Consider the following 24,167-nt stretch of genomic DNA (forward strand, 5'->3'; position numbering starts at 1 on the left):
TGGGTCACTGCCCACCCGGAGGAGTTCGTTCAGCCGTTGGGGAACAACTTCCCGTAGTCGGCGTAGGCCATGGCGACGTCCGCCTGGGCCCAGAAGCGGTGGTAACGGAACTCGGGCTCCGGCCCACCGTCGAGGTACGCCTGCACCTTCGGCCACGCCGGGTCGTCCTTGTAGAACGACCGGATGTCGAGGAAGCTCTTCCCCGGCGCGATGGCGTCACCGTTGGGCATCTCACCGGTCCAGCCCGGCGGGATGTACAGGCCCTGCCCGGTGGAGGCGTCGTAGACGTCGTCGAAGCGCTCGTAGTCGCCACGCTTCTCCACCGTCGAGACACCCTGGTCGTCGCTGTGCGCGTGCAGCGCGTCCAGCAGCCCCTTGGCGGTTTCCTTCGCCTCGGTGTCGCCCGACTTGGCCGCGTACGCGATGAGGGTGCGGGCGTAGGCGGCGGCGACGCCGACGTCCTGACCCCGGACCGTCACCTCGACGTGCAGGTTGTTGTTCGGCTGCGGGTTGCTCGGGTTCCAGTTGTTGGGCTGGCCGGTCCACTCCATGTCCGACGGGATGGACCAGTCCTCACCCAGCGTGGTGTGCTCGATCGCCCACGGCACCCACTTGTCGAGCAGCGCCTTGGCCTGGGCGTTCCCGCTGACCAGGTACAGCTCGGCGATGCGCTGCATCGACCAGGCCTGCATGCCGAACCACCGGTTCGACGGCGGGTCGTTGTAGACCGGGTCAACGTCGTAGAACATGCCGTAGAAGGTGGCCGTGCCGGCCGGCGGCTGGCCGTAGTGCCCGCCCCAGCTGTTGGTCGCGCCACCGGCGATGCCGCCCTCAGCCGACTGGAGCCAGGTGTAGAGCTCCAACTGCCGGTTGAGGCTGTTGGTCCAGTCCGCCGCCGCGTTCGGCGAGCGCGGCTTGAGCTCGTCGACGTTTGTCAGCGCCCAGGCCGCGAACGGGTTCTGGTAGCCGAAGTGGCTGTGGCTGGAGCCGATCCGCCAGGACCAGTTCTGGCTGGTCTCGTACGCGCCGCCCCAGGCGTAGTACCAGGAGAGCAGGTAGTGGGCGGAGGTGCGGCCGGAGCCGGCCGGGCAGGCGCTGGCCCCGACGCAGTTGCCGACCCGCTTGAAGTACTTGTCGAACAGGGCGTACCGCAGGTAGTCACCCATCTTGGCGGCCTTGGCCACGGTGGCCGCGACGTCGGCTGCCTTGTTCTGCTCCTTGGCCCAGGTCAGCGCCCAGTAAGCGGCCTGCACGGCGCGCGCGTCGGCGTCCGGCGCGTTGGTGTACTTCCACTGCTTGGCGGGGGCTTGGTCCTCCTCGATGAACAGGTCCAGGTAGCCGTACTCGCCACCGTGGGCGAAGGTGTCGCAGGACGGCTGCGGCACGGTCTCCCACACCGACTCCTGGGTGCCCCGCTGGAAGGTGTTGATGTACGCGGGGCGGGTGGTGCCGTCGCCGCAGCGGCCGTAGCCGTAGACGTTGTCGACGTCCAGCAGCCAGTGCATGCCGTAGATGGAGCCGGTGTTGTAGGTCGACCGAAGCTCCGCGCGCAGCGGGTCCTGGCCGACCGGCACGTTCGAGTCCAGCTGCGACGGGTACTGGCTGGGCAGGTCGTGCTCGGCGGCGTAGGTGGCGTCACCGGCGGAGCCGGCGGTCGGCTGGTCGGCGTCGGACGGGATGATGTACCGCTCCATCACCGTCCAGGCGTTGTTGAACGGCGTCCAGTTCTGGGTCACCCGACCGTAGTAGGCCTCCAGCCACAGCCAGAAGCTGAACGCCTCGGAGGTGGTCTCGTGGCCGTGGTCCGGCGCCTCGACGATGAGCGTCTCGATGGAGTGGTACGGCACGCCCTCCGGGCTGAAGTAGCCCGCGTTCTTGATCTTGTTGTACTGGGTGAGGAAGCGCTGCACGTACTCGTCGTCCCCGCCGGGCACGTCGTTGTCGATCTCGGTGACGGTCACCGTCGCCGGGGTGTGGCCGGTGGCCGAGGCGGTGACGGTGGCGGTGCCGCCGACGGTGTCCTCGTCCTCCGCCGCCCGGACGGTCACGTCGACGCCGGTGTTCCAGTTCGACGTGGTCAGCGTCGCCGAGGTCGGCGTGACGGTGACGTCCGTGTCGCCGGTACGCGCCAGGCTCACCGCGACGTTCGCGGTGGGCGCCCGGCTCAACTTGAGGTTGAACGTCGAGCTGCCGCCCTCGGGGACGGTCACCGCGGTCGGCGTGGCGACCAGGGCCGGCGAGGTGGAGGCGGCGACCGTGAACGACCGCTCGGCGATCGCGGACAGACCGCTGTTGTCGTACGCCCGGGCCTGCACGGTGTAGTCACCGGCGGGCAGGCTCTCCAGGGTGTACGCGTACGGCGCGCTGGTGTCGGTGTTGACCAGCAGCCCGTTGCGGTAGAACTCGACCCGGGCGACGGTGCCGTCCGGGTCGCTGGCGGTGGCGGTCAGCGGCACGGTGGCCGGGGCCGTGAACGGGCCGGCGGGCACCGACAGGCTGACCGTCGGGGGCTGCTGCGCCGTGCCGCCGCAGGTGACCCCGTTGACCGAGAACGAGGTCGGCTTCGCGTTGGTGCCGGAGTACGAGCCGTTGAAGCCGATGCTGGTGCTGCCGCCGGCCGGGATGTTGCCGTTCCAGGACTCGTTGACGGCGGTGACCTGGTTGCCGCTCTGGCTCCACCGGGCCGACCAGCCCTGGGTGACCCGCTGGTTGCCGGGGAAGGCGAACCTCAGGGTCCAGCCGTTGATCGCGTCGCCGGTGTTCCGGATGGTGACGTTTGCAGTGAAGCCGTTGCTCCAGTCGTTTGTCGTATAAACCACGTCGCAGGCCGGTGCGGCCTGTGCGGCGGCGGCGGGGACCGTCGCCCCACCGATCGCCAGCGCCGCGGCGGCGAGCCACGCCAGGCGCCGACGTTTAGCCAGGTTTCTCATCTGCGCGGTGTCTCCTCGGACCAGGCCGGTGGCTGATGGCGCCCCGGCGGTGACACCTCGGGGACGACAGGTCCGCCGAGGCGTCAGTGGATGGTGGTCGCTGCGGCCCGGGTGGGGCCGGCGCGGCGGGGCGCCGTGTGGGACGGCAGCTGCTCCCGCTGCTGGCAGGACGCCGTACCGGACGAGCCGGAAGCCCTCGGCGACCCGCGCTCACGCGTACCTTGGCTCCGCGCGGTCGATCGACAGTGTGCCATGGAAGCGCTCCCAACGCCAGCAAGAGAACTTCCGGAAACACTGAGTTGTTTCGATCTCGTTTTGGGGCTTTCACAAAGCCGTGACGGGCGTTACAGTCGCAGCAACGTCGATGGGAGCGCTTCCATCGACAGAGTTCCACCCGGAATATCGCCCGGTGTCGTGCCCACGGCTCCGGGGAACAGACCACAGGCCGACGGCGGGCCAGCCCGGACACCGCCGTCAGCCGTCACCCCACCACAGTGGAGGGAGGTGGATCCTCAGCCACTCGCGTGGCCCGGCTCCCGCGCGACACGCACAACTGGGACGCCAATCCGAACGTGCGTGTACCGCAACACGGTGGGGACGGGGGTTGCCCTCCCCCGTCCCCACACTAAACCCCCGTTCACGATGGGAAAAGAGGCCGACGGGTCAGACGCGCACCACCCGCGCGCCCCGCACGGCAGTCGACCCGCCCGCCGACCGCCATCCGCGACGCCCCGCCGACCGCCCGGGCGCGCACCACCGGTCCGCCCGCGGCACTCGGCGCAACCCGGTCCCGCCGCACCAGCTGCCCGTCCGGCACAGCGCCCCTCCCCACCCCACGTCATCCCGCCACCGAGGCCGTCCGCCCCACCCCTCGTGACGACTCGGCCCGGCGGGGACCGCCTACCCTCTACCCTTTGTTGGGAGCGCTCCCGGTCGTAGGCGGTCGTCCCCATCCACGAGGAGAACCCATGTCGATACTCACCAGGCGGCACCTGCTGCGCCGCGCGGCGCTCTCCGCCACCGCCGCCACCCCGGTCAGCGCCGTGCTCGGCACCACGGCCGCGGCCGTCACCGCCACCGGCCTGGCCGGCTGCCAGCCGGGCGATCCGGCCGACCACCCGGTCACCGAGTCGTCCCCGGCCACCCGGCGCTCCTTCCCACCCGACTTCGGTTGGGGTGCCGCGACCTCCGCGTACCAGATTGAGGGTGCCGCCAAGGAGGACGGCCGCGGCGAATCGATCTGGGACACGTTCAGCCACACCCCCGGACGTACCCGCAACGGCGACACCGGCGACGTGGCAGCCGACCACTACCACCGCTATGCCGAAGACCTCGATCTGATGCGCGACCTGGGGCTGCGCAGCTACCGGTTCTCCATCTCCTGGCCGCGCATCCAGCCCGACGGAACCGGCGCCGCGAACCAACGCGGCCTCGACTTCTACCGTCGCCTCGTCGATGGCCTGCACGAACGCGGGATCGCCCCGATGGCCACGCTGTTTCACTGGGACCTGCCCCAGAGCCTGCAGGACACCGGCGGCTGGGAGAACCGCGACGTCGCCAACCGCTTCGCCGACTACGCCTCGATCGTCTTCGACGCCCTCGGCGACCGGGTGCCGGTCTGGCTGACCATAAACGAGCCGAAAACGGTGGTGCAGAACGGTTACCTCTTCGGCCACCACGCCCCCGGCCGGCAGGACCCGGACGCGGCGTACCTGGTCGCTCACCACCTCCAACTCGCCCACGGCCTCGCCGTCCGCGCCCTACGCGCCACCGGCGGAAAGAGCCGCATCGGGCCCGCCTTCAACCTGCACCCCTGCTATCCCGCCGACGACTCAGCGGCCGCCACCGAGGCCACCCGCCTCTTCGACGGCTACGAGAACCGCCTGTACCTCGACTCCGCGTTGACCGGCAGCTACCCGACCGACGTGCTGGCCGACCTCGGGCCCGGCAGCCGGATGGTCCGCGGCATCCGCGACGGCGACCTGGAGATCATCTCCAGCCCGATCGACCTGCTCGCCGTGCAGTACTACACCCCGATCTACGTCACCGCGTCCGGCGGCACGGAACGCCGCTGGCCCACCTCGGAGGCGGAGTGGCAGCAGATCTACCCGGACGGGATGTACGACATCCTGACCCGGGTCACCCGCGACTACGGGCCCATCCCCCTCACCGTCACCGAGAACGGCCTGCCCACCCCCGACGAACTCAGCGCCGACGGCACCGTCGAGGACGACGGCCGCGTCACGTTCCTCCGCGACCACCTGACCGCCGCCCACCGCGCCATCGCCGAAGGCGTGCCGCTGGAGAGCTTCCACGTCTGGTCCCTGCTCGACAACTTCGAGTGGGCCGAGGGCTACGAACAGCGCTGGGGGTTGGTCTACGTCGACTACCCCACCCAGCGTCGGGTGTTCAAGCGCAGCGCCCACTGGTACCGCCAGGTCATCGCGGACAACGCGGTCTGACCCCCTCTGCTCGGCGGCGGCCCGGAGCCGGGCCGCCGCCGAGGCACGTACGATCCCCGCATGCGTGATCGCAACCGTCTGGGCCGGCCGTTCTGGACCTTCTGGAGCGCCGCCGCGCTGGCCAACCTCGGCGACGGCATCCGGGTGGCCGCCTTCCCGCTGCTGGCCGCCGCACTCACCGACGACCCACTGGCCGTCGGTGCCGTCGCCGCCGCCCAGTTCCTGCCGTGGCTCGTCTCCGGGCTACTCGCCGGCACCCTCGCCGACCGCCGAGGGGCCCGCACGCTGCTCGCCGCCGCCGACACCGGCCGCGTCGTCGTGCTGGCCGCACTGGCCACCACGGTCGCCCTGGGCTGGGCCACCATCGCGCTCGTCGTCGCCGCCGCGTTCCTGCTCGGCGTCGGCGAGACCATCCGGGACACCGCCGCCCAGACCGCCGTACCCAGACTCGTCCCCGACGCTCAACTGGAGAAGGCCAACGGGCGCCTGGTCGCCGGGGAGATCGTCGGCAACGAGTTCGTCGGTCCACCGGTGGGCGCCCTGCTGTTCGTGCTGGGTGCCGCCATCCCGTTCGCCGTCAACGGGGCCACCCTGGCCCTGGCGGTGATGCTCGTCCTCTCCCTGCCGCTGACCCTGGCGCACCGGGCCACCCCGGACGCCGCCGACGACACCCCGCCGGCCGCCGACGGCGGCGTCCTGGCCGGCCTGCGCTGGCTCGTCCGCCAGCCGATGATGCGCACCCTGGTGCTCGTCACCGCCGCCGTGGCCGCCGCGGACACCGCCTGGTTCGCGATCTTCGTGCTCTACGCCCGCGACGCCCTCGGCCTCGGCGCGTTCGGTTTCGGCCTGCTGCTGGCCACCGGCGCGGCCGGTGGCCTGATCGGCTCGTTCGCCGCCGACCGGCTGGTCGCCCGCTTCCAGCACCGGGCCGTGTTGACCTGCTCCATGGCCGTCACCGCCGGCGTACCGGTGCTGCTGGCCGTCGTCGGGCACCGCGCCGTCGCGGTGGTCGTGGTGGTCACCACCAGCGCCGCCTTCGCCGTGCTCAACGTCGCCGCGCTGTCGGTACGCCAACGGCTGGTGCCGGGCGGGCTGCTCGGTCGGGTCGTCGCCGCCTCCCGCCTGGTCACCTACAGCTGCACCGCGCTGGGTGCGCTGGCCGGTGGCGCGCTGGCCGCCCGAGCCGGCATCGAGGCGCCGTTCCTGTTCAGCGGCGTCGTCGCCGTGGCCGCCACCGTCGCCTGGTGGCTCGCCTCCCGCCCCACCACCGCGCCCGGCCTGCGGTAAACGCATCGTCAGCCGGCCGCCCCGCCGGTTCAGCGGGGCAGCGCCTGCTGAAGTTCGGCGCGCAGGGCCGGGGTCAGCATCTCGCCGGCCTGCTTGGCCAGCCGGGCCATCTCGTAGCCCACCACGCCGATGTCGGCGTCCGCCGCCGCCAGGGTGGCCAGGATCGAGCCGTCGCGCACCTGCATGACCAGGAAGTAGCCCCGACCCATCTCCACCACGGTCTGCTTGACCACGTCACCGTCGAACATCTGGGCGGCGCCGGCGGTGATGCTCATCAGTCCCGAGGTCACCGCGGCCAGCTTGTCGGCGTGGTCCCGCGGCAGATGGTCGGATATCGCGACCAGCAGGCCGTCGGAGGAGACCACCACCGCGTGTGCCACCCCGGGCACCCGCTCCGCGAACGCGCTGACCAGCCAGCTCAGGTCGCGAGCCTCCTGCGACAACGTCGTCACTTCCGTCCTCCTTCGCTCCACGCCCCGAGCGGTGGCACGGGTATCTCGGTGGTCTCCTCAGCCTCGGCCCGCCGCACACCGCTGTACAGCCTGGACAACATCCCGCCGACGGCTTCCGGGTCCGGATCGTCGCGGGTCGCCGGTCGCTGCTCCGGGCGGGCCGGTTGGGTCACCGCACTGAGCTGCGCCATCGGCATCCGCATCGGCAGGCCCCGCTCGTTCGTCCCGGCGGTCAACGGTACGGCCGGCGGTGCCGGTGCGCCGGCGCCGACCGCGGGGACCGCTGACGCGGGTCCCTCCCGCGACCACCAGCCGCCACCGCCGCTCGCCGACGCCGCCGGGGCGAGCACGTCCTCGGCGCGTACCGGCACCGGATGGGCCTGGCGGGGCACCGTGGTCGGACGGCGTCCGGCCACCGGCAGTTCCGCCGGCCCCGGATCGACCGGGGCGACCGGGCGAGGTGTCGCGACGGGCAGCCCGCGTGGCGGCGGCACCGGGTCCAGGCTCGGCGGTGGCGCCGCGGCGAGCAGCGAACGCGGCAGCCGTACCCGGGCCACCAGCCCACCGGCGCCGCCGTGCAACCGCACCTCGATCCCGTGTCGGGCCGCGAGGTGACTGACCACGAACAGACCCATCCGCTCGACTGCCGCCACGTCCGCCGCCGGCGGGGCGGCCAGCACCGCATTCGCCTCCGCCAGCGCCGTCGCGCTCATCCCGAGGCCCTGGTCGGCGATCTCGATCACCGCACCGGGCCCCTCCACCCGGGCCATCACCTGCACGATGGTGTCCGGACGGGAGAAGGCGGTGGCGTTCTCCAACAGCTCGGCCAGCAGGTGCACCAACTCACCCACCGCGTGCCCGACCACGTGCAGGTCCGCCACCGCCTCGTGCCGCACCCGCTGGTACTGCTCGATCTCGGCACTGGCCGCCAGCAGCACCGCGCTCAGCCCGATCGGCCGGTTCCACCGGCGGGTCGATTCGGTGCCGGCCAACACGAGCAGGCTCTCGTCGTTACGGCGCATCCGGGCGGCCAGGTGATCGAGCTTGAACAGGTTCTCCAGCTGATCGGGGTCGCCCTCCTCGCGTTCCAGGTCGTCGAGCAGCTCCAGCTGCCGCTCCACCAGCACCTGACTGCGTCGGGCAAGGTTGACGAACATCGCGTTGACGTTACGGCGCATGTTCGCCTGCTCGACCGCCACACCGACGGCGCTGCGGTGCACCGCGACGAACGCCTCGGCCAGCTCACCGATCTCGTCGAGGGACCGCACGACCGCCGGCGAGACGTCGATCGGTGGTACGCCACCGGAGACCGACCGCAACCGGGCCAGCGCCTCGGGCAGCTCGATCTGCGCGATCCGCAACGCCTGGGAGCGCAGCAGCCGGATCGACCGGGCCAACGACCGACCGATCAGCACCGAGATCAGCACCGCCACCAGCAGGACCGTGATGATCACGCCGACGACCAGCAGCGTCTCCCGCAACTGGGTCTCGCTCGCGTCGTCGGCCTGCCGCGCCGAGGCCGCCAGCACGCTTGCCTCGAAGCGCTGCAACAGCTCGTGGCGGGCCTCGCTGGCCGTCCACCACTGCTCCGCGTCCAGCACCGCCGATCCCGCGGTGCCCTGTGCCAGCGCCTGCTCCTCCATCCGGGAGGCCGCGACGAAGGCCGGATCCAGGCTCATCTCGTCGTAGCGGGTCACCTGCGCGTTCGTCGCCGCGATCCGGAACGCGCCGAGCGCGGTCAGCTGTCGTGCCCGCAGCTCGGGCAGTTGGGCCGCGGCCTCGGAGTCGTAGCTGCCGGCCCGGGCCGCCGCGTACAGCTCCGCCCGAACCCGCGAGGAGAGTTCCTTCGCCCGGGCGAACTGCACGTAGCGCAGCACCGCGTCGGCCAGTTCCGGCCGGTCCGCGCCCGGGGTCGGCTGGGCGAGCAGGTTCAGCAACGCGTCGATCGCCCGGTGGTAGTTACCGATGATGGTGTCGTCGCTGAGCACCACCGTGGTCATCGTGTTCCGGATGTAGTCGACCTGCTGGTACGCCTGGGAGGCCACCACGTAGACGTCCCGCCACGAGGCGTCCGCCTCGGCCAACGGCTCCGCCGCCGCGCGCAGTTCCGCGGCCGCCTGGTCGGCGGCGTCGCGGTAGGGCTCCAACACGGCCAGCCGCTCCTCGCTGGCCTCCTCGTCGGCGGCGTCGCGCAGCGCGGGCAGTTCCCCGGCCGTGCGGTCACGCTCCAACTGCAACCGGTGGGTCAGCTCGGTGATCTCGCGTCCGATGCCGACCTGCGCGGCGAAGTCACCCAGGACGTTGGCCCGGCTGACCAGGCTCTGGGTCTGCACCCCCGCCAGCACCAGGAAGGCGACCGACGGGATGACCAGCACCGTGGCCAGCTTGGTGCGCATCCGCCAGTCCTGCAGGCGCAGGGCAGAGCGACGCCGGTGCGGTATCACCCGGACGTCGAACCGACGCCGGCGGTGCTGCGACACCCCGGGCGCCTGCTCCGGTCCTACACCCACCCGCTCCTCCTCCCCCACGCGTCCGCCGCGGCCCGGGGAGCGCGGTCCATCCAACCAGGCCCGGGAGCAGTGTCAACGCCCTGCCCTTATGAAGGGTTAAGGAAGGGTACTGCCGGTCGCCACCCTATGCCGAGGTCGCCGAGTCTTGATCATCCGTCCGGCCGATGTCGGCCACCACCACGGCATCGGCGATCCGGCCGGTGGCCACCAGCGCCGCGCCGGTGGCCCCGATCTCCGGGTGCCGCGCGAAATGGACCGGCCGGGGAGCCAGCACCGCGGCGAACGCCTCCCGCCACCAGGTCGAGGCGGCTATCGCGCCGCCGCCGAGGACCACCTCCACCGGCCGGCCCACCGTGGACTCCAGCACCGCCAGGTCCTCGACGACCTGCTCACACACCCCGTACATGAGCCCGGCGAGGATCTCCACCGCGGTGGTGCCGAAGCCCAGTCCGCGCAGCTCGCCCAACCCGGCCGGACGGATGCCCGGCGGACGGTCACCGCCGAACCGCACGTTGGCCGGCCGGCCACCGTCGGGCGGCAGCAGCGCCAGCGCCTCCTCCAGCGCCCGTCCGGTCGGCAGCCGTAGCTCCCGGTCGGCCCAGGCGAAGAGGTTCCCACCCGAGGAGTACGCGACCCCGGTCACCACATGGTCGTGGTCGACGCGGTAGCGCCACAGCCGGTGCGGCAGCACGGTCGACTCGGCGGGCGTCGACATCCGCTGCAACAACCGCACCGCGGAGGACGTACCCACGGTCACCGCGGCGCGGGTGGGATCCACGCAGCCGGAGCCGACGTTGGAGGCGGCACCGTCACCGAGCGGCGGCGCCCAGCGGGCCCGGGCCAGGGCCGGCCACCGCCGGCCGTACTCCGCGCGCAGCCCACCGTGCCAGTCGCGGGGGGCCAGCTCGGGCAGATCGGCGCCGTCGCTGCCGGCCAGGGCTCGGGCCTCCGGATCCCAGTCCAGGGTGTGCAGGTCCAGCAGGCCGGTGCCGGACGCCTGTGACATCGACATCGGCGCCTCGACGAGCAGCCGGCCGAGCACGTACTCGACCAGGCCGGTGAACCGGGCGATCCGGTCCCCGGTGCGGGCCCGCAACCAGGGCAGCCGGACCGACCAGTAACAGCGGTGCCACCAGGTGCCGGTGCGCTGGTGGAAGGCGTCCGGATCGGCCGGGCCGACCGCCGTGGGCGACGGCTCGGGCCGGGTGTCCAGCCAGGTCAGCACCGGCCCGAGCGGCTCGTCGGTGGCGCTCAGCGGCACCACCGAGTGCCACTGGCCGCTGACCGCCACCAACTGCACCCCGTCCAGCCGACCCTGCCCGTGCAACTCGTCCAGGCACTCGATCAGGCAGGCCAGATAGTGACGGGCGTCGAGGGTGCCGGCACCCTCGTCGTCGACGGTGACCACCATGCGGCGACGGGCCAGTGCCCCCGGCAACGGTTGCGCGTCGTCCAGCACGAGCCCACGCACCGAGGAGGTGCCCAGGTCCAGCGCGAGAATCTTCATCGCGGGTCAACGTACCCGGTGATCCCCACGCCACAACGCCGCCGCGCATCGGGTCCGCCGATCGGCTTCCACACCGACCGTCCGACGCGTAGGGTGTTCGCATGCTCGCGCGACTGACCTGCTGGTGGCCCGCCAACCCGGCGGCCCTCCCCCGCGCGTAGCTCCATCCCACGCGGCCGCCCGACGAGGCGGCCGCCGGTCATGTCCCGGTCCCCGGGCCGCCCCCGACAGCGGTCGCCCGGCCCGAGGAGACCGATGCACCAGCTGACCGACCTGCTCACCGCGCTCGCCGCCGGCCTCGACCCCGGCCCGTTCGCCCTGTTACGCCGCGACGGCACCGAGCATCTCGACCTGTTCACCGGCACCGTGACGACCGTCGAGCGGCTCGCCGACATCCCCCTGCCCGCCGCCGCCGGGCCGGCGACGCTGGCGCTGGTGCCGTACCGGCAGGTCGCCGAGCGCGGCTTCGCCTGCGTCGACGACGGGGCACCACTGGAATGCCTCCGCATCGACCACCACCACCAGCTGCCGCTGGCCGGTGTGCTTGACGCGCTGCCGACCGCGCCCGTCCGCACCACCGGCGCCGCCTTCGACATCGGCGACGACGAGTACGCCGCCATCGTGGCCCGGGTGCTGGCCGACGAGATCGGCCACGGCGAGGGCGCCAACTTCGTCATCCACCGCACCCTGCGCGCCCAGGTGCAGGGTGCCCCGCTGACCGCCGCGCTGGCCGCGCTGCGTTCGCTGCTGACCCGGGAGCGCGGGGCGTACTGGACGTTCGTGGTGCACACCGGCGCCCGCACCCTGGTCGGCGCCAGCCCGGAACGGCACGTCAGCGTCGACGACGGCCTGGTGATGATGAACCCGATCAGCGGCACCTTCCGGCACACCGGCACCACCGCCGACCGGGCCGCGCTGCTGCGCTTCCTCGCCGACACCAAGGAGACCGAGGAGCTGTATATGGTCCTCGACGAGGAGTTGAAGATGATGGCCACCGTCGCCGAGCGGGGTGGGCAGGTCGTCGGGCCGTACCTGAAGGAGATGTCACACCTGGCGCACACCGAGTACCTGCTGGCCGGACGGGGCACGAAGGACGTGCGTGAGGTGCTGCGGGAGACGATGTTCGCGCCGACGGTGACCGGCAGCCCGATGGAGAACGCCTGCCGGGTGATCGCCCGACACGAACGCGCCGGGCGCCGCTACTACTCCGGGGTGCTGGCCCTGCTCGGCCACGACGAGACGGGCCGGCAGACTCTCGACGCGCCCATCCTGATCCGTACCGCCGAGATCTCCCCCGCCGGTGAGCTGCGGGTACCGGTCGGTGCGACGCTGGTCCGCCACTCCACCCCCGCCGCCGAGGTCGCGGAGACCCACGCCAAGGCCGCCGGTGTGCTGGCCGCCCTCGGTCTCGGCCCGCAGGCGCCGGACGGGCCGAACACGGCGCACCGGCTCGCCGACGATCCGCAGGTGCGTGCCGCCCTCGCCGCCCGCAACGCCCCGCTGGCCCGTTTCTGGCTGGACCAGCGGCCACCGGGTGCGCTGGCCCTGCCCGCCCTGGCCGGACGTCGGGCCCTGATCGTCGACGGGGAGGACACCTTCACCGGGATGCTGGCCCATCAGCTCGGCGCCCTCGGGTTGTCGGTGACCGTCCGGCCGTGGCAGGACGAGCAGCCGGTCCGGGCGTACGACCTGGTGGTGGTCGGTCCGGGCCCGGGTGACCCGAGCGGTGACACGGAGAAGATGACCAGGCTGCGCGCCCTGCTCACCGAGCTGCTGGACGCCGGGCACCCGACGCTCGCCGTCTGTCTCGGTCATCAGCTGCTCGCCGGTCTGCTCGGGCTGCCGGTGCACCGCCGCGACGCGCCCTATCAGGGGCTGCAACGCACGGTCACCCTCTTCGGCACGCCCCGCCGGGTGGGCTTCTACGCCACCTTCACCGCCCGCGCCGCCACCGAGCACCACGACGGCCCGTACGGACCGGTGGAACTGGCCCGCGACGAGGCCGACGGCGCGGTGCACGCCCTGCGGGGGCGCGGCTTCGCCGGGGTGCAGTTCCATCCCGAGTCGGTGCTCAGCCCGGACGGGCTGGCGGTCCTGACCGACCTGCTGCGCGAGCTGCTGCCGGCGCCGGCCGGTGAGTTGTCCCCCGCCGCACAGGCATAGCCGGCCCGATCCGGGGTAGCGCTGTGGACGGCCGACGGTCCGGGCGGGTCTGAGAGCCCCCGCCCGGACCGCCGGTCCTGCTGTGCCGACCTTAGCCAGCCAGGCCCTGCTTGAGCGCGGCACCGATGCGCACCGCCCGCTTCGCGGTCAGCGCGGTCGCCCCCAGCGCGATGTGGTCGGGCGCGGTCTCGCCGTTGTTGCTGGTGTGCGAGGCACCGTACGGGTTGCCGGCGGTGAACTGGCTCGGGTCGGTGTACCCGGGGGCGACCACGATCCCGCCCCAGTGGTAGAAGACGTGGAACAGCGACAGCAGCGTCGACTCCTGCCCGCCGTGCTCGGTGGCGGTGGAGGTGAACGCCGAGTAGACCTTGTCGGCCAGCGCACCCTGGGCCCACAGCGGCCCGGTGGTGTCGATGAACTGCTTGAGCTGGGCCGAGACCAGGCCGTAGCGGGTCGGCGAACCGAAGATCACCACGTCCGCCCAGCTGAGGTCGTCCGGCTGTGCCTCCTCCACGTCCTGGGTCTCCATCCGGTGCGCGTGCCATCCCGAGTTGGAGCGGATCGCCTCGTCCGGTGCCAGCTCGCGCACCTTGCGCAGCCGCACCTCCGCACCCGCCTCACCGGCGGCCTCGCAGGCCGCCTGCGCCATCTGGTAGGTGATGCCGGTCGCGCTGTAGTAGATCACCGCCACCTTGACCTGTGCCGCCATCGCTCGTCCTTCCTTCTCGGGATCAACTCCGGCGACTACCCGATGGTTGCGCCGACAAACACCGGCGGTGTCCACCGGTCGACGGACACCGCCGGTCCGTCCACCGGTCGTCCCGTGACGCGCCCCTGCCGGCAGACGATCGGGACATGACCGAAACCCCCACCGTCCGCGTGCGCGGACTGCGCAAGACGTACGGCGACACCGTCGCCGTCGCCGGCCTCGACCTTGATGTCGGCGCTGGCGAGGTGGTGGCGCTGCTCGGCCCCAACGGGGCGGGCAAGACCACCACCATCGAGATCCTGGAGGGTCACCGTCACCGCGACGCCGGTGAAGTGAGCGTGCTGGGTCACGATCCGAACCGCGCCGACCTGGACTGGCGCGCCCGCATCGGCATCGTCACCCAGGACAGCGGCGACCTGGGCGAGTTGACCGTCTGGGAGTCGGTGAGCCACTTCGCCCGCTACTACCCCCGTCCCCGCGATCCAGCCCAGGTCATCGAACTGGTCGGCCTCACCGGCAAGGCCACCACCCGGGTACGGACGCTCTCCGGCGGCCAGCGCCGCCGCCTCGATGTCGCCCTCGGTATCGTCGGTCGCCCCCGGCTGCTCTTCCTCGACGAACCGACGACCGGCTTCGACCCACGGGCCCGCCGCCGATTCTGGGACCTGATCCGGCAGTTGGCCGGTGCCGGAGGCTGCACGATCCTGCTCAGCACCCACTACCTGCAGGAGGCCGAGGCGCTGGCCGACCGGGTGGCCGTCATCGCCGGCGGGCGGATCGTCGCCGACGCGACCCCGGCCGCCCTCGTCGGTCGCGCCACCGCACGCACCGTCGTGCGATGGGCCGACGGCCGGCAGGAAACCGACGACCCGGCCGCCCTCATCGCGACGCTGACCAGCCGGTACGGCGGTGCCGTGCCGGACCTGACAGTCAGCCGCCCCAGCCTGGAAGACGTCTACCTGGACCTGATCGGAGACGTGTCATGACCGCCACCGTCCTACCCGGCACGCCGCGGCGTCCGTCGACGGTCCGGCTCGGGCTGCACCGCGCGACCATCGAGTTGAAGGGCTTCTTCCGCGAGCGCGACGCCGTGGCGTTCACGTTCGCCATGCCGGCGGTGATCCTGGCCCTGCTCGGCTCGATCTTCGAAGGCGTCCATCCCGGCAGCGACGTGACCTCCGCCCAGTACCTCGCACCCAGCATGATCGCCGCCGGAGTCGCTTCGACGACCTTCGTCAACCTGGGCACCGGAATCGCCGCCGACCGCGACGACGGGACGCTACGTCGGTTGCGCGGCGCGCCGATGCCACCGTCGGCGTACTTCATCGGCAAGATCCTGATGGCCCTGGTGGTCACCGTCGGCGAGACGGTTCTGCTGCTCGGCATCGCCGTGGTCGCCTTCGACCTCTCCCTGCCCACTGACCCGGTCCGCTGGCTCACCTTCGGCTGGGTGTTCCTGCTCGGTGCCACCGCCTGCGCCCTGACCGGCATCGCCGCGAGCAACCTCGCCGGCTCGGCCCGCAGCGCCGGTGCCGTGATGAATCTGCCCTACCTGGTGCTGGCCTTCATCTCGGGGGTCTTCTACACACCCGTAGGTCAACTGCCCCAGCCGCTGCTCACGGTCGGCTCGGTATTTCCGCTCAAGTGGATGGCGCAGGGCTTCCGATCGGTGTTCCTGCCCGACAGCATCCTCACGCAGGAGGTCGTACTCTCCTGGGAACACGGCCGGATCGCGCTCGTGCTGGCCGCCTGGTGCGTCGGAGGGACGGTGCTGTGTCTGACCACCTTCCGCTGGCAGGGTCGACGCTTCCGGTGACCGCGTCAGCGCCCGCCGGGGCGGCGACCTCCACCGGCCCGGCGGGCCTTGCCGCCGACGGCCGGGGAGCGGGTGCCGACGAGCCGGTCCTCGGCACAACCGCCGCCACCGACGCGTGGAGCGGACGTTTCCGGCTCTGGGACAGCTACTTCGCACTGGCGGGTGCCGGGGTGGCACTGGTCGTGGCCGCCGACACGTGGTGGTCGCCGGTCGCCCGCGTCGGATGCCTTGCGCTGTTCCTCGCCCTGGCCGGCTGGTACGTCGGCTTCGGCCGGCGACTGATGCGGGAATCCATCGAGGACTGGCGGGGCTACGTCTACCTCGCCGGGGTGGCCCTGCTCTACGTGCCGGCGGTGCTGCTCAACGGCAACGCGTCGTTTCTGTTGTTCGTGCTCTGCCCGCAGGTGTTCATGGTGCTGCCGGCCCTACCGGCGGTGCTCGCGGTGGTGCTGTTCAACTCGGTACACATCGTCGTCCTGGCCATCCGGCTACCGGATCTGAACGACCTCGTCGCGCCTTTGCTGGTGGCGGTGATGATCGTGTTCGTCGTCTGTGTCCTCGGAGTCTGGTCGCAGCGCACCGTCGACGAGAGCGCCCGACGTGCCGGCCTGATCGTCCAACTGGAGCGGACCAGGGCGGAGCTCGCCGAGCTGTCCCACCAGGCGGGGATCGCCGCCGAACGTCAACGCCTCGCCGCCGACATCCACGACACCGTCGCGCAGGGCCTGTCCAGCGTGGTGATGCTCGTCCAGGCCGCCGAGGCCGACCTGGACGGCGACCCCGACCGGGCCCGTAAGCACCTGGCGCTGGCCCGGCAGACGGCCCGGGAGAACCTGATCGACGTACGTACGCTCGTCGCCGCGTTGACTCCCGCGCAGCTCACCGACGCCCCGTTGGAGCAGGCACTGCATCGGCTGGCGCAGCGGTTCAGCCAGCAGACCGGGGTACCGACGAACTGTGTCGTCTCCGGCGCCGGCCCGGCCCTGAGCACGGATCTGGAGGTGGTGTTGCTCCGCGCGGCACAGGAGGCGCTGGCCAACGTCCGCCGGCACGCCGACGCCCGCGCGGTGGCCGTCCTGCTCCGCCGCGACGACCGGCGGATCGCCCTCGAAATCGCCGACGACGGGACCGGGTTCGACGTCGATGCCGCCACCGACGGCTACGGCCTGGCCGGGTTGCAAGCCCGGGTCGAGCAGGTCAACGGCTCGGTGGACGTACGCTCCGTGCCCGGCGCGGGGACCACTGTCCGGGTGGAGGTGCCCTGCCAATGATCACTGTGCTGCTGGTCGACGACCATCCGGTGGTCCGGGCCGGCGTGGCCGGCATGCTGGCGGGCGTGGACGACATCACCATCGTCGGTGAGGCCGGCGACGCCGCCGAGGCGGTGACCCAGGTGCGCCACCGACGACCCGACGTCGTGCTGATGGATCTGCGGCTGCCCGGCGGTGACGGGGTCGAGGCCACCGCCCGGATCCGCACCGAGTCGCCGCAGACCCGGGTGGTGGTGCTCACCACCTACGAAACCGACGCCGACATCCTGCGCGCCGTCGAGGCCGGTGCCGCCGGCTACCTGCTCAAGGACGTCGCCCGCGTCGACCTGATCACCGCCGTACGCACCGCGGCGCGCGGCGGCACGGTCCTCGCTCCGTCGGTGGCCAGCCGGCTGCTGCACCACGTCCGCCGGCCAGCCCGGGGCACGCTGTCCGTCCGGGAGGTGGAGGTGCTGCGCCTGGTAGGCCAGGGCTTGTCCAACGTCGAGATCGGTCGCGAGCTGCACATCAGTGAGGCGACCGTAAAGACCCACCTGCTGCGTACCTTCAACAAGCTCGACGTCTCCGACCGCACCGCCGCGGTCACCACCGCGATGGCCGCCGGCCTGCTCTGAGCCATGCCCGGCCGGCGGATTTCGGTGGCCGGCACCGGCGGCGAGCTGGCAGGCTGACCGGTGATGGAGATCAGGATCGCGACCGCCGACGACTGGCCCGGCGTCTGGCCCTTCCTGCGGGAGATCGTCGCCGCAGGTGAGACGTACACCTGGCCCCGGGACGTCGACGAGGCACGGGCCCGGCAGATGTGGCTGGTGGCCCCGCCCGGCCGCACCGTGGTCGCCGTCGACCAGGACGGCACGGTCCTCGGCTCGGCGAAACTGGCCCCCAACCAGCTCGGCCCCGGGGCGCACGTCGCCAACGCCAGTTTCATTGTCGCACCGGCGGCGGCCGGGCGCGGCATCGGGCAGGCCCTCGGCGAGTACGTGCTGGGCCTGGCCCGCGCCGACGGCTACCGGGCGATGCAGTTCAACGCGGTGGTGGCGGCCAACACCCGCGCGGTGGCGTTGTGGCGGTCGCTCGGCTTCGACGTGGTGGGGCGGATCCCGGAGGGCTTCCGACACCCCGCCGACGGCTACGTCGACCTGCTGGTGATGTACCGGCGGCTCTGAGCGGCGCGCCGACCGTCGGGTGCCGCCGGATAGCCTGGGCCGGTGATGCTGCCCCTGCCGACCGGCGAGTTCCAGGCGTACCTGTTCGACTGCGACGGCACGATCGTCGACTCGATGCCCCAGCACTACACCGCGTGGCGGGACACCCTCGACCGGTGGGGCTGCGCCTTCCCGGAGGACCTCTTCTACGCCTGGGCCGGGCGACCGACCGCGGACATCGTCGTCGCCCTCAACGAACAGCACGGCCTGAACATGCCGGTGGAGGCCGTCGTCGCCCACCGCGAGACGCGTTTCCAGCAACTGCTGCCGACCGCCGCCGGCATCCCGGGGGTGCTGCGGCACATCGACGACGCGCACGGACGCATCCCGTTCGCCGTGGTCTCCGGCAGCACCCGGGAGGCGGTCACCGCCTCACTCGACGCGCTGGGCATCCTCGACCGATTCGACGTGCTGGTCTGCGCGGGCGACTACGCCCGTCCGAAGCCCGACCCGGAGCCGTTCCTGCGCGCCGCCGAACTGCTCGGCGTACCACCGGGGTCCTGCCTGGTCTTCGAGGACGCGGACCTGGGCATCGAGGCGGCGACCGCGGCGGGCATGGCCGCCGTCCGGGTGCCGGCACCGCGCCGGGGCTGACCGGGCGGCTTGCTCAAGATATCCGCAAGTTGCGTGGTTCACAGTTCTCGGACAGGTAGGAAAACGTCATCCTGATGGCACCGGTGCCGGCGATCCCCGTCGCCGCCCCGCACCGGTCGACCTGAACGGGGGATCGCGCTCCGCCACCAATGATGTTGGCGTAGCGCGATCAGGGGAGCCGCCCGGCCACCGGGCAAGTCGTGTTGTCGGTGCCCGCACCTATGCTGCCGTCGACCACCGAATGGAAGGCGGCCGACGTCGTGGCACCTCCTCCCGGCACGATCGCGCTGAGCGGCTCCGAGGCCCTCGCGCTGCGGATGACCAGCCTGCTGCTGCGCCCCCACCCCACCGCCGCCCCGCCGGCCACCGTGGCCGACGTGGTGGAGTGGTTCGGCGCCATGCAGGCCCAGGACCTGGCCAGCGGCATGTGGTCGCTCGGCGTCCGGCTGCCCGGGCTCGACCATGCCGACGTGCACGCCGCCTTGGAGCGCCGGGAGGCCCTGCGGACCTGGCCGATGCGCGGCACCATCCACCTGGTGCCGGCCCCTGACGCCCGCTGGCTGCTGGAGCTGACCGGCGTACGCGCGCTCGCCGGTGCGGCGAAGCGGCGTGAGTTCCTCGGCCTGTCGGAGGCGGAGGCGGACCGCGCAGCCGACGTGCTGGGTGCGACCCTGGCCGGCGGCGGCCGGCTGACCCGGACCGAGTGCGTGGCCGCGCTTGTCTCGGCCGGCATCGACGGTGCCGGCCAGCGCGGCTACCACCTGCTGTGGTACGCGGCCCAGCGCGGGGTCACCTGCATCGCCCCAAACGTCGGCACGGAGCAGACCTTCGCGCTGCTCGACGAGTGGGCACCCGGCCAGCGTCAGCTCGACCGCGATGAGGCACTGGCCACCCTGGCGCTGCGCTACTTCCGCAGCCACGGCCCCACCACCCGGCAGGACTTCGCCGGCTGGACGGGCCTGACCGCCGCCGACGCCAAACGCGGCATCGCCGCCGCCGGTGCCGACCTGACCACCGTGCTTGTCGACGGAGCCGAGGCGGTGCTGCACACGCCGCTGCTCGACGCGCCCCGCACCGTGGTGGACGACGTGCTGACCCTGCCCGGCTTCGACGAGTACCTGCTCGGCTACAAGGACCGCGCGCTGATGCTCGACCCGGGGCACAAGCAGGCCATCATCCCGGGCGGCAACGGTGTCTTCCAGGCCACCGTCGTGGTCGGCGGCCGGGTGGTCGGCACCTGGAAACGTAGCCTGGCCAAGACCCGCGTCACCCTGACCGTGCACCCGCTGGTCGACCTCGATCCGGCCCGCCGCGATCAGGTCGAGCAGGCACTGCACCGGTACGCCGACTTCCTCGCCCTGCCGCCCCGGGTCAGCTGGAACGGCTGAACCGCGAGGCGATCACGGCGGTCAGGCTGGCGAGCGCGGCCAGCACCGCGACCGGCCCGCCGGGGCCGAGCGCCGGACGGACCGCGGGCACGACCGGGCCCCGGAGCACGTCGGCGTAGTTGGCCATCACAACGACGGCGGCCACGATCGTGCCGACGCCGAGCCCACCGGCCACCAGCGGCAGCCACCCTCGACGGCCGGGCTGGACGACCGCCCACCCGGTGACCACGTTGAGCAGGACCGCCGCGCCGACGTACCAGGCCCATCCCGGGAATTCGGTCAGGCGTACGGCCCGGTCGCCGTACCAGGCCCAGGGCAGGCCGAAGATCGCGACGACGGTGGCGACCACACCGGACACGGCAACGGCCCGAAGGACTACCACGGACTTCACGTCTCCCTCCGCAGGTCTGCGTGCCACGACGGCTGCGCGGTGCCGACCCGGGCGGATTCCGGGTCGCCGCGTGCTCAGGATCTCAGGTCGGCGGTGGGGAAGGCACGCCCCGTCTTGGTGATGGGGAACAGGGCAAACGGGTGGTTCAGCGGCAAACTGATCATCGACGTCGGGTGTCCGGGCCGCCCACCGAGGCTGGTCCGGCGCTCCGACTGAGGATCGCGCAACGGGATTCGCCGCGATGGCACTTGTGCCCGAGCCGCCAAAAGCGAGATCATCACGCATGCTCGACCCCTCGCCCGAGGACGACGGGACTTCACCGACTGTTCCTACGCCGGCCTTCGTGGGTCGCGATCGGGAGATGGCGGCGCTGCGGGGCGCCGTGGCCCGGCCACCGGCGATCGTGCTGGTGGAGGGTGAGGCGGGGATCGGGAAGAGCCGGCTGCTGCGGGAGTGGTTGGCGGCACCGGACCAGCGCACCGCCCTGGTCTCGGTGTGCCCACCGCTTCGCGAGTCGCTGACCCTGGGACCGATCGTCGACGCGTTCCGTGGGGTCGACACTCCGGTGTCGCGGTTGCCGCTCACCGCGCTCGCGGGTGCGTTACGGCCCCTGTTCCCTGAATGGTCCTCGGACCTGCCGCCCGCACTGCAACCCGTGGACGATGCGAAGGCGGCACGGCATCGCCTGTTCCGTGCCCTGGACGAGCTGCTGCGGGCTCTGCGGGTCGACGTTCTCGTGGTCGAGGACGCTCACTGGGCCGACGAGGTGACCTTGGAGTTCCTGCTGTTCGTCACCTCCCGGCAGCAAACGGACGGGCCAAGCCTCGTGATCTCCTACCGGCCGGAGGAGGTGGACGACGGGTCGCTGTTGTTGCGACTGACGTCCCGGTTGCCGGCCGGCGTGACCCAGCTGAGGATCGCCCTGGCGCCGATGCGAGCCGACGACACGGCAGCACTGGTGTCCTCGATGCTGGACGGCAACCCGGTATCGCACGAGTTCGCGACGTTCATGCACGAGCGGACCGGCGGCATTCCGCTGGCGCTGGAGGAGTCGGTACGTCTCGCATGCGATCGTGCCGACCTCGTCTTCCGCGACGGGCAGTGGGTCCGGCTCAAGCTGCGCGAACTACGGGTGCCGCCCACGGTGCGCGACTCCACCCGGGAGCGGGTGGGCCGGCTGTCGCCGCCGGCACAGCAGGTGTTGCGGGCCGCGGCCACGTTGGCCGAACGGTCATCGGTGGCCACGATCGCGGCGACCGCCGGCCTGTCACCCGCCGCGTGTCAGGGCGCCATCGCGGAGGCGGCCGACGCCGGCGTGCTGGACGCGGACGACCGCGGCCAGTGGCGATTCCGGCATGTGCTGGCCGCCACGGCTGTCTACGAAGCGATCCCGTTGACCGACCGTAGACGATTTCACCTGCTGGCCGGTCGCGTCCTGGAGCACATCCGTCCGCAGCCGGTAGCACGCCTTGCCCACCACTTCCGGGAAGCGGGCGAAACCACGTGCTGGGCGCGCTACGCCGAGCAGGGTGCCGAGCGGGCCATGGCCTCGGGTGACCACACCAAGGCGGTCGACCTGCTTGTCGACCTGTTGCGGTATGCCGTGCTGCCGCCCGTGGATCGGACCCGGGTCGCGCGCATCGCCGGAGTTGCCGCGCTGGGCCGTCGTGAACCGGTCGACGAGGTCTACCACCGGGTGATCCGTACCTTGCGGTCGGTGCTGGATACCCCCGGCCTCTCCGCCCGCCAGCAGGCCGAGATCCGCAACCCGCTGGGTCGGCTCCTGATCCGCGGGGGTGAGGCGCAGGCCGCACTCAGCGAGCTGGAGCAGGCGGTGGCCAACCTTGACCACGACCCGGTCGAGGCTGCCCGGGCGATGACCTACCTCGGATGGGCCTATGCGGGGCCGTGGCCGGCGTCGACTCATCGGCGTTGGCTTGATCGCGCCGCTGAACTCACCACCGAAGTCGACTCTCCCGCAGAGCGGCTGAACCTGGCCGGCAACCGGGCCGCGGCGTTGCTCATGCTCGGCGAAGAAGAGGCCTGGGACGTCGTCGCTCACCTACCCATCGACGGTGCGACCTCGGCGGAGCGTCTCGACGTGTCCCGCATCCACGCGAATGTCGGGACGGGCGCGCTGATCTGGGGTCGGTACGCCGACGCGCAGGAACACCTCGCCGTGGCCATCCGCCTTGCCGAGGCCGAGCAGGCGTCCCGGCTGCACCACAACGTCCGACTCGAACAGGCCAACCTGGCGTGGCTCACCGGCCGGTGGGAGGGTCTCGCGGACCAGAGCGCGGCACTCGCCGACGCCGACCGAGACCGGCCGGCGCACTACCTCGGCAGTATCCGGCTCGCGGCGCGGCTGGCAGCCGCAGCCGGACGGCGGCGTGCCGCGGAGGAGCAGTTCCGCCTGGTTCTCGAAGAGGCCGCCCGGCTCGGCGCGGCCGACGACACGATGGAGGCCGCCGCTGCGCTCGCCAAACTCTGGCTGACGGACGGAAACAGCGGCCGGGCGCTGCAGGTCACGAACGAGCCGATGGACACCGTCCGGAGAAAGGGCATCTGGATCTGGGCGACGGACCTCGTGCCCGCCCGGATCGAGGCGCACCTCGCCGCTGGTGACCTCACGACCGCGACCCGCCTGGGCGACCAGCTCGCCAGAGGACTGCGTGGCCGAACGGCGCCCGCGCCCCGCGCCGCGCTCGCCGTGTGCCGTGCCCTGCTGCTCGCCGCGGCCGGAGACCACGCCCGCGCGGCGACGGCATACGATCGGGCGGCGCGCGCCTGGAGCGCGTTGCCGCGCCCCTACGACGCCATGCTCGCCCGGGAGCGCCAGGCCGAGGCGCTCATCGCGCAGGGCCAGGTCGAACACGGCCGAGAGCTGCTGGCCGCACAGTACGAGCAGCTGTTCAGGCTCGGGGCCCGCGGCGACGCAGACCGTGTCGCACAGCGGCTTCGCGAACACGGTGCCGAGGTTCCGCGACTGTGGCGCGGTGGCCGACGAGGGTACGGCGACCAGCTCTCACCGCGCGAGCTCGACGTGGTTCAACTGGTTGTCGCTGGCAAGACCAACCGGGAGATCAGCCGGATCCTGGCCAAGTCCCCGGCCACGGTGGATCAACAGCTGCGTGCGGCGATGCGCAAGCTGAAGGTGACCTCCCGGACCGCGCTCGCGGTCAAGGCGGTCGAGGCTGGAGTGTTCGCCGAAGAGGACTCCCTCGACGCCCCGTCGTGAAAATTGACGTATCCGCTGGATAGCGACGGCAACTCGGTCCCCCCGAGCATAGCTCCATGATCCATAGCCCTATGGCAATGCATGCCTGAGCAGCCATCCGCGCGTGACGATGCCGCCATCGAGCACCCGCCACCAACCGAGCTGCCCCGCGAGCCGCGCGTCAGCGCCCCCGACGCCCACGACGCCGACGGTGGCGACGACCACCAGAACCACGACCCCTACCAACCCCTGTAGGCCGAAGGAT

General features: G+C 72.1%; 18 protein-coding genes. 12 read left to right on the top strand and 6 right to left on the bottom strand.

Annotation, left to right across the window (positions count from 1 at the left end; genetic code table 11):
- Positions 1–29 precede the first annotated feature (29 nt).
- Positions 30–2,930: a glycoside hydrolase family 48 protein gene (locus KBX00_RS17450; RefSeq protein ID WP_210828256.1), complete on the bottom strand. Its 2,901-nt coding sequence runs from the start codon at positions 2,928–2,930 to the stop codon at positions 30–32.
- A 968-nt stretch (positions 2,931–3,898) separates the two neighbouring features.
- Between KBX00_RS17450 and KBX00_RS17455 the strand changes: the two genes are divergently transcribed.
- Positions 3,899–5,392, top strand: coding sequence for a GH1 family beta-glucosidase (locus KBX00_RS17455; RefSeq protein WP_301548127.1), 1,494 nt, complete (start codon positions 3,899–3,901; stop codon positions 5,390–5,392).
- Between the two features lie 60 nt (positions 5,393–5,452).
- On the top strand, positions 5,453–6,679 hold the full coding sequence (locus tag KBX00_RS17460; RefSeq protein WP_210828257.1) for an MFS transporter: 1,227 nt from the start codon (positions 5,453–5,455) through the stop codon (positions 6,677–6,679).
- A 29-nt stretch (positions 6,680–6,708) separates the two neighbouring features.
- Here KBX00_RS17460 and KBX00_RS17465 read toward each other — a convergent pair whose 3' ends face one another.
- The 3 genes from KBX00_RS17465 to KBX00_RS17475 all read right to left on the bottom strand — a co-directional run bounded on the left by KBX00_RS17465 (position 6,709) and on the right by KBX00_RS17475 (position 11,148).
- Positions 6,709–7,122 carry a roadblock/LC7 domain-containing protein gene (locus KBX00_RS17465; RefSeq protein WP_155218583.1) on the bottom strand — a complete coding sequence of 138 codons (414 nt, stop codon included), beginning with the start codon at positions 7,120–7,122 and terminating at the stop codon, positions 6,709–6,711.
- Between the two features lie 5 nt (positions 7,123–7,127).
- Positions 7,128–9,641 carry a nitrate- and nitrite sensing domain-containing protein gene (locus KBX00_RS17470; RefSeq protein ID WP_210828258.1) on the bottom strand — a complete coding sequence of 838 codons (2,514 nt, stop codon included), beginning with the start codon at positions 9,639–9,641 and terminating at the stop codon, positions 7,128–7,130.
- A gap of 124 nt (positions 9,642–9,765) precedes the next feature.
- Positions 9,766–11,148 carry an FGGY family carbohydrate kinase gene (locus tag KBX00_RS17475; RefSeq protein WP_210828260.1) on the bottom strand — a complete coding sequence of 461 codons (1,383 nt, stop codon included), beginning with the start codon at positions 11,146–11,148 and terminating at the stop codon, positions 9,766–9,768.
- Positions 11,149–11,403: 255 nt separating this feature from the next.
- On the opposite strand from KBX00_RS17475, the gene KBX00_RS17480 reads away from it, so the two are divergent.
- Positions 11,404–13,311, top strand: coding sequence for an anthranilate synthase family protein (locus KBX00_RS17480; RefSeq protein ID WP_210828262.1), 1,908 nt, complete (start codon positions 11,404–11,406; stop codon positions 13,309–13,311).
- A 91-nt stretch (positions 13,312–13,402) separates the two neighbouring features.
- Here KBX00_RS17480 and wrbA read toward each other — a convergent pair whose 3' ends face one another.
- The gene (gene wrbA, locus KBX00_RS17485; RefSeq protein WP_210828264.1) at positions 13,403–14,020 is read right to left on the bottom strand and encodes an NAD(P)H:quinone oxidoreductase; all 618 of its coding nucleotides are present in this window, start codon (positions 14,018–14,020) and stop codon (positions 13,403–13,405) included.
- 146 nt (positions 14,021–14,166) lie between these two features.
- Here wrbA and KBX00_RS17490 point away from each other — a divergent pair, with 146 nt between their 5' ends.
- The 7 genes from KBX00_RS17490 to KBX00_RS17520 all read left to right on the top strand — a co-directional run bounded on the left by KBX00_RS17490 (position 14,167) and on the right by KBX00_RS17520 (position 20,294).
- Positions 14,167–15,006, top strand: a complete 840-nt coding sequence (locus KBX00_RS17490; protein WP_210828265.1) for an ABC transporter ATP-binding protein — start codon at positions 14,167–14,169, stop codon at positions 15,004–15,006.
- Entirely contained in the window at positions 15,003–15,836 is an 834-nt protein-coding gene (locus KBX00_RS17495; RefSeq protein ID WP_210828266.1) for an ABC transporter permease, read from the top strand. Before KBX00_RS17490 ends, KBX00_RS17495 begins: the two co-directional genes overlap by 4 nt.
- Entirely contained in the window at positions 15,833–17,107 is a 1,275-nt protein-coding gene (locus KBX00_RS29705) for a sensor histidine kinase (RefSeq protein ID WP_307868792.1), read from the top strand. Before KBX00_RS17495 ends, KBX00_RS29705 begins: the two co-directional genes overlap by 4 nt.
- On the top strand, positions 17,104–17,721 hold the full coding sequence (locus KBX00_RS17505) for a response regulator transcription factor (RefSeq protein WP_210828267.1): 618 nt from the start codon (positions 17,104–17,106) through the stop codon (positions 17,719–17,721). Before KBX00_RS29705 ends, KBX00_RS17505 begins: the two co-directional genes overlap by 4 nt.
- Before the next feature lie 63 nt (positions 17,722–17,784).
- Entirely contained in the window at positions 17,785–18,273 is a 489-nt protein-coding gene (locus KBX00_RS17510; protein ID WP_210828268.1) for a GNAT family N-acetyltransferase, read from the top strand.
- A 45-nt stretch (positions 18,274–18,318) separates the two neighbouring features.
- Positions 18,319–18,906, top strand: a complete 588-nt coding sequence (locus KBX00_RS17515) for an HAD-IA family hydrolase (RefSeq protein WP_301548141.1) — start codon at positions 18,319–18,321, stop codon at positions 18,904–18,906.
- A gap of 317 nt (positions 18,907–19,223) precedes the next feature.
- On the top strand, positions 19,224–20,294 hold the full coding sequence (locus tag KBX00_RS17520; RefSeq protein ID WP_210828403.1) for a winged helix DNA-binding domain-containing protein: 1,071 nt from the start codon (positions 19,224–19,226) through the stop codon (positions 20,292–20,294).
- Here KBX00_RS17520 and KBX00_RS17525 read toward each other — a convergent pair.
- Positions 20,278–20,685 carry a hypothetical protein gene (locus tag KBX00_RS17525; protein WP_210828270.1) on the bottom strand — a complete coding sequence of 136 codons (408 nt, stop codon included), beginning with the start codon at positions 20,683–20,685 and terminating at the stop codon, positions 20,278–20,280. The genes KBX00_RS17520 and KBX00_RS17525 overlap by 17 nt on opposite strands.
- Before the next feature lie 343 nt (positions 20,686–21,028).
- Here KBX00_RS17525 and KBX00_RS17530 point away from each other — a divergent pair, with 343 nt between their 5' ends.
- Together KBX00_RS17530 and KBX00_RS17535 are read left to right on the top strand one after the other, a co-directional pair.
- Entirely contained in the window at positions 21,029–23,923 is a 2,895-nt protein-coding gene (locus KBX00_RS17530) for an AAA family ATPase (RefSeq protein WP_307868796.1), read from the top strand.
- Positions 23,924–24,004: 81 nt separating this feature from the next.
- A complete protein-coding gene (locus KBX00_RS17535) occupies positions 24,005–24,157 on the top strand; it encodes a hypothetical protein (RefSeq protein WP_210828273.1) in 153 nt (50 codons plus the stop codon).
- Positions 24,158–24,167: the final 10 nt, after the last annotated feature.

It is taken from the genome of Micromonospora sp. C95, assembly GCF_018070465.1.
Classification (GTDB): domain Bacteria; phylum Actinomycetota; class Actinomycetes; order Mycobacteriales; family Micromonosporaceae; genus Micromonospora.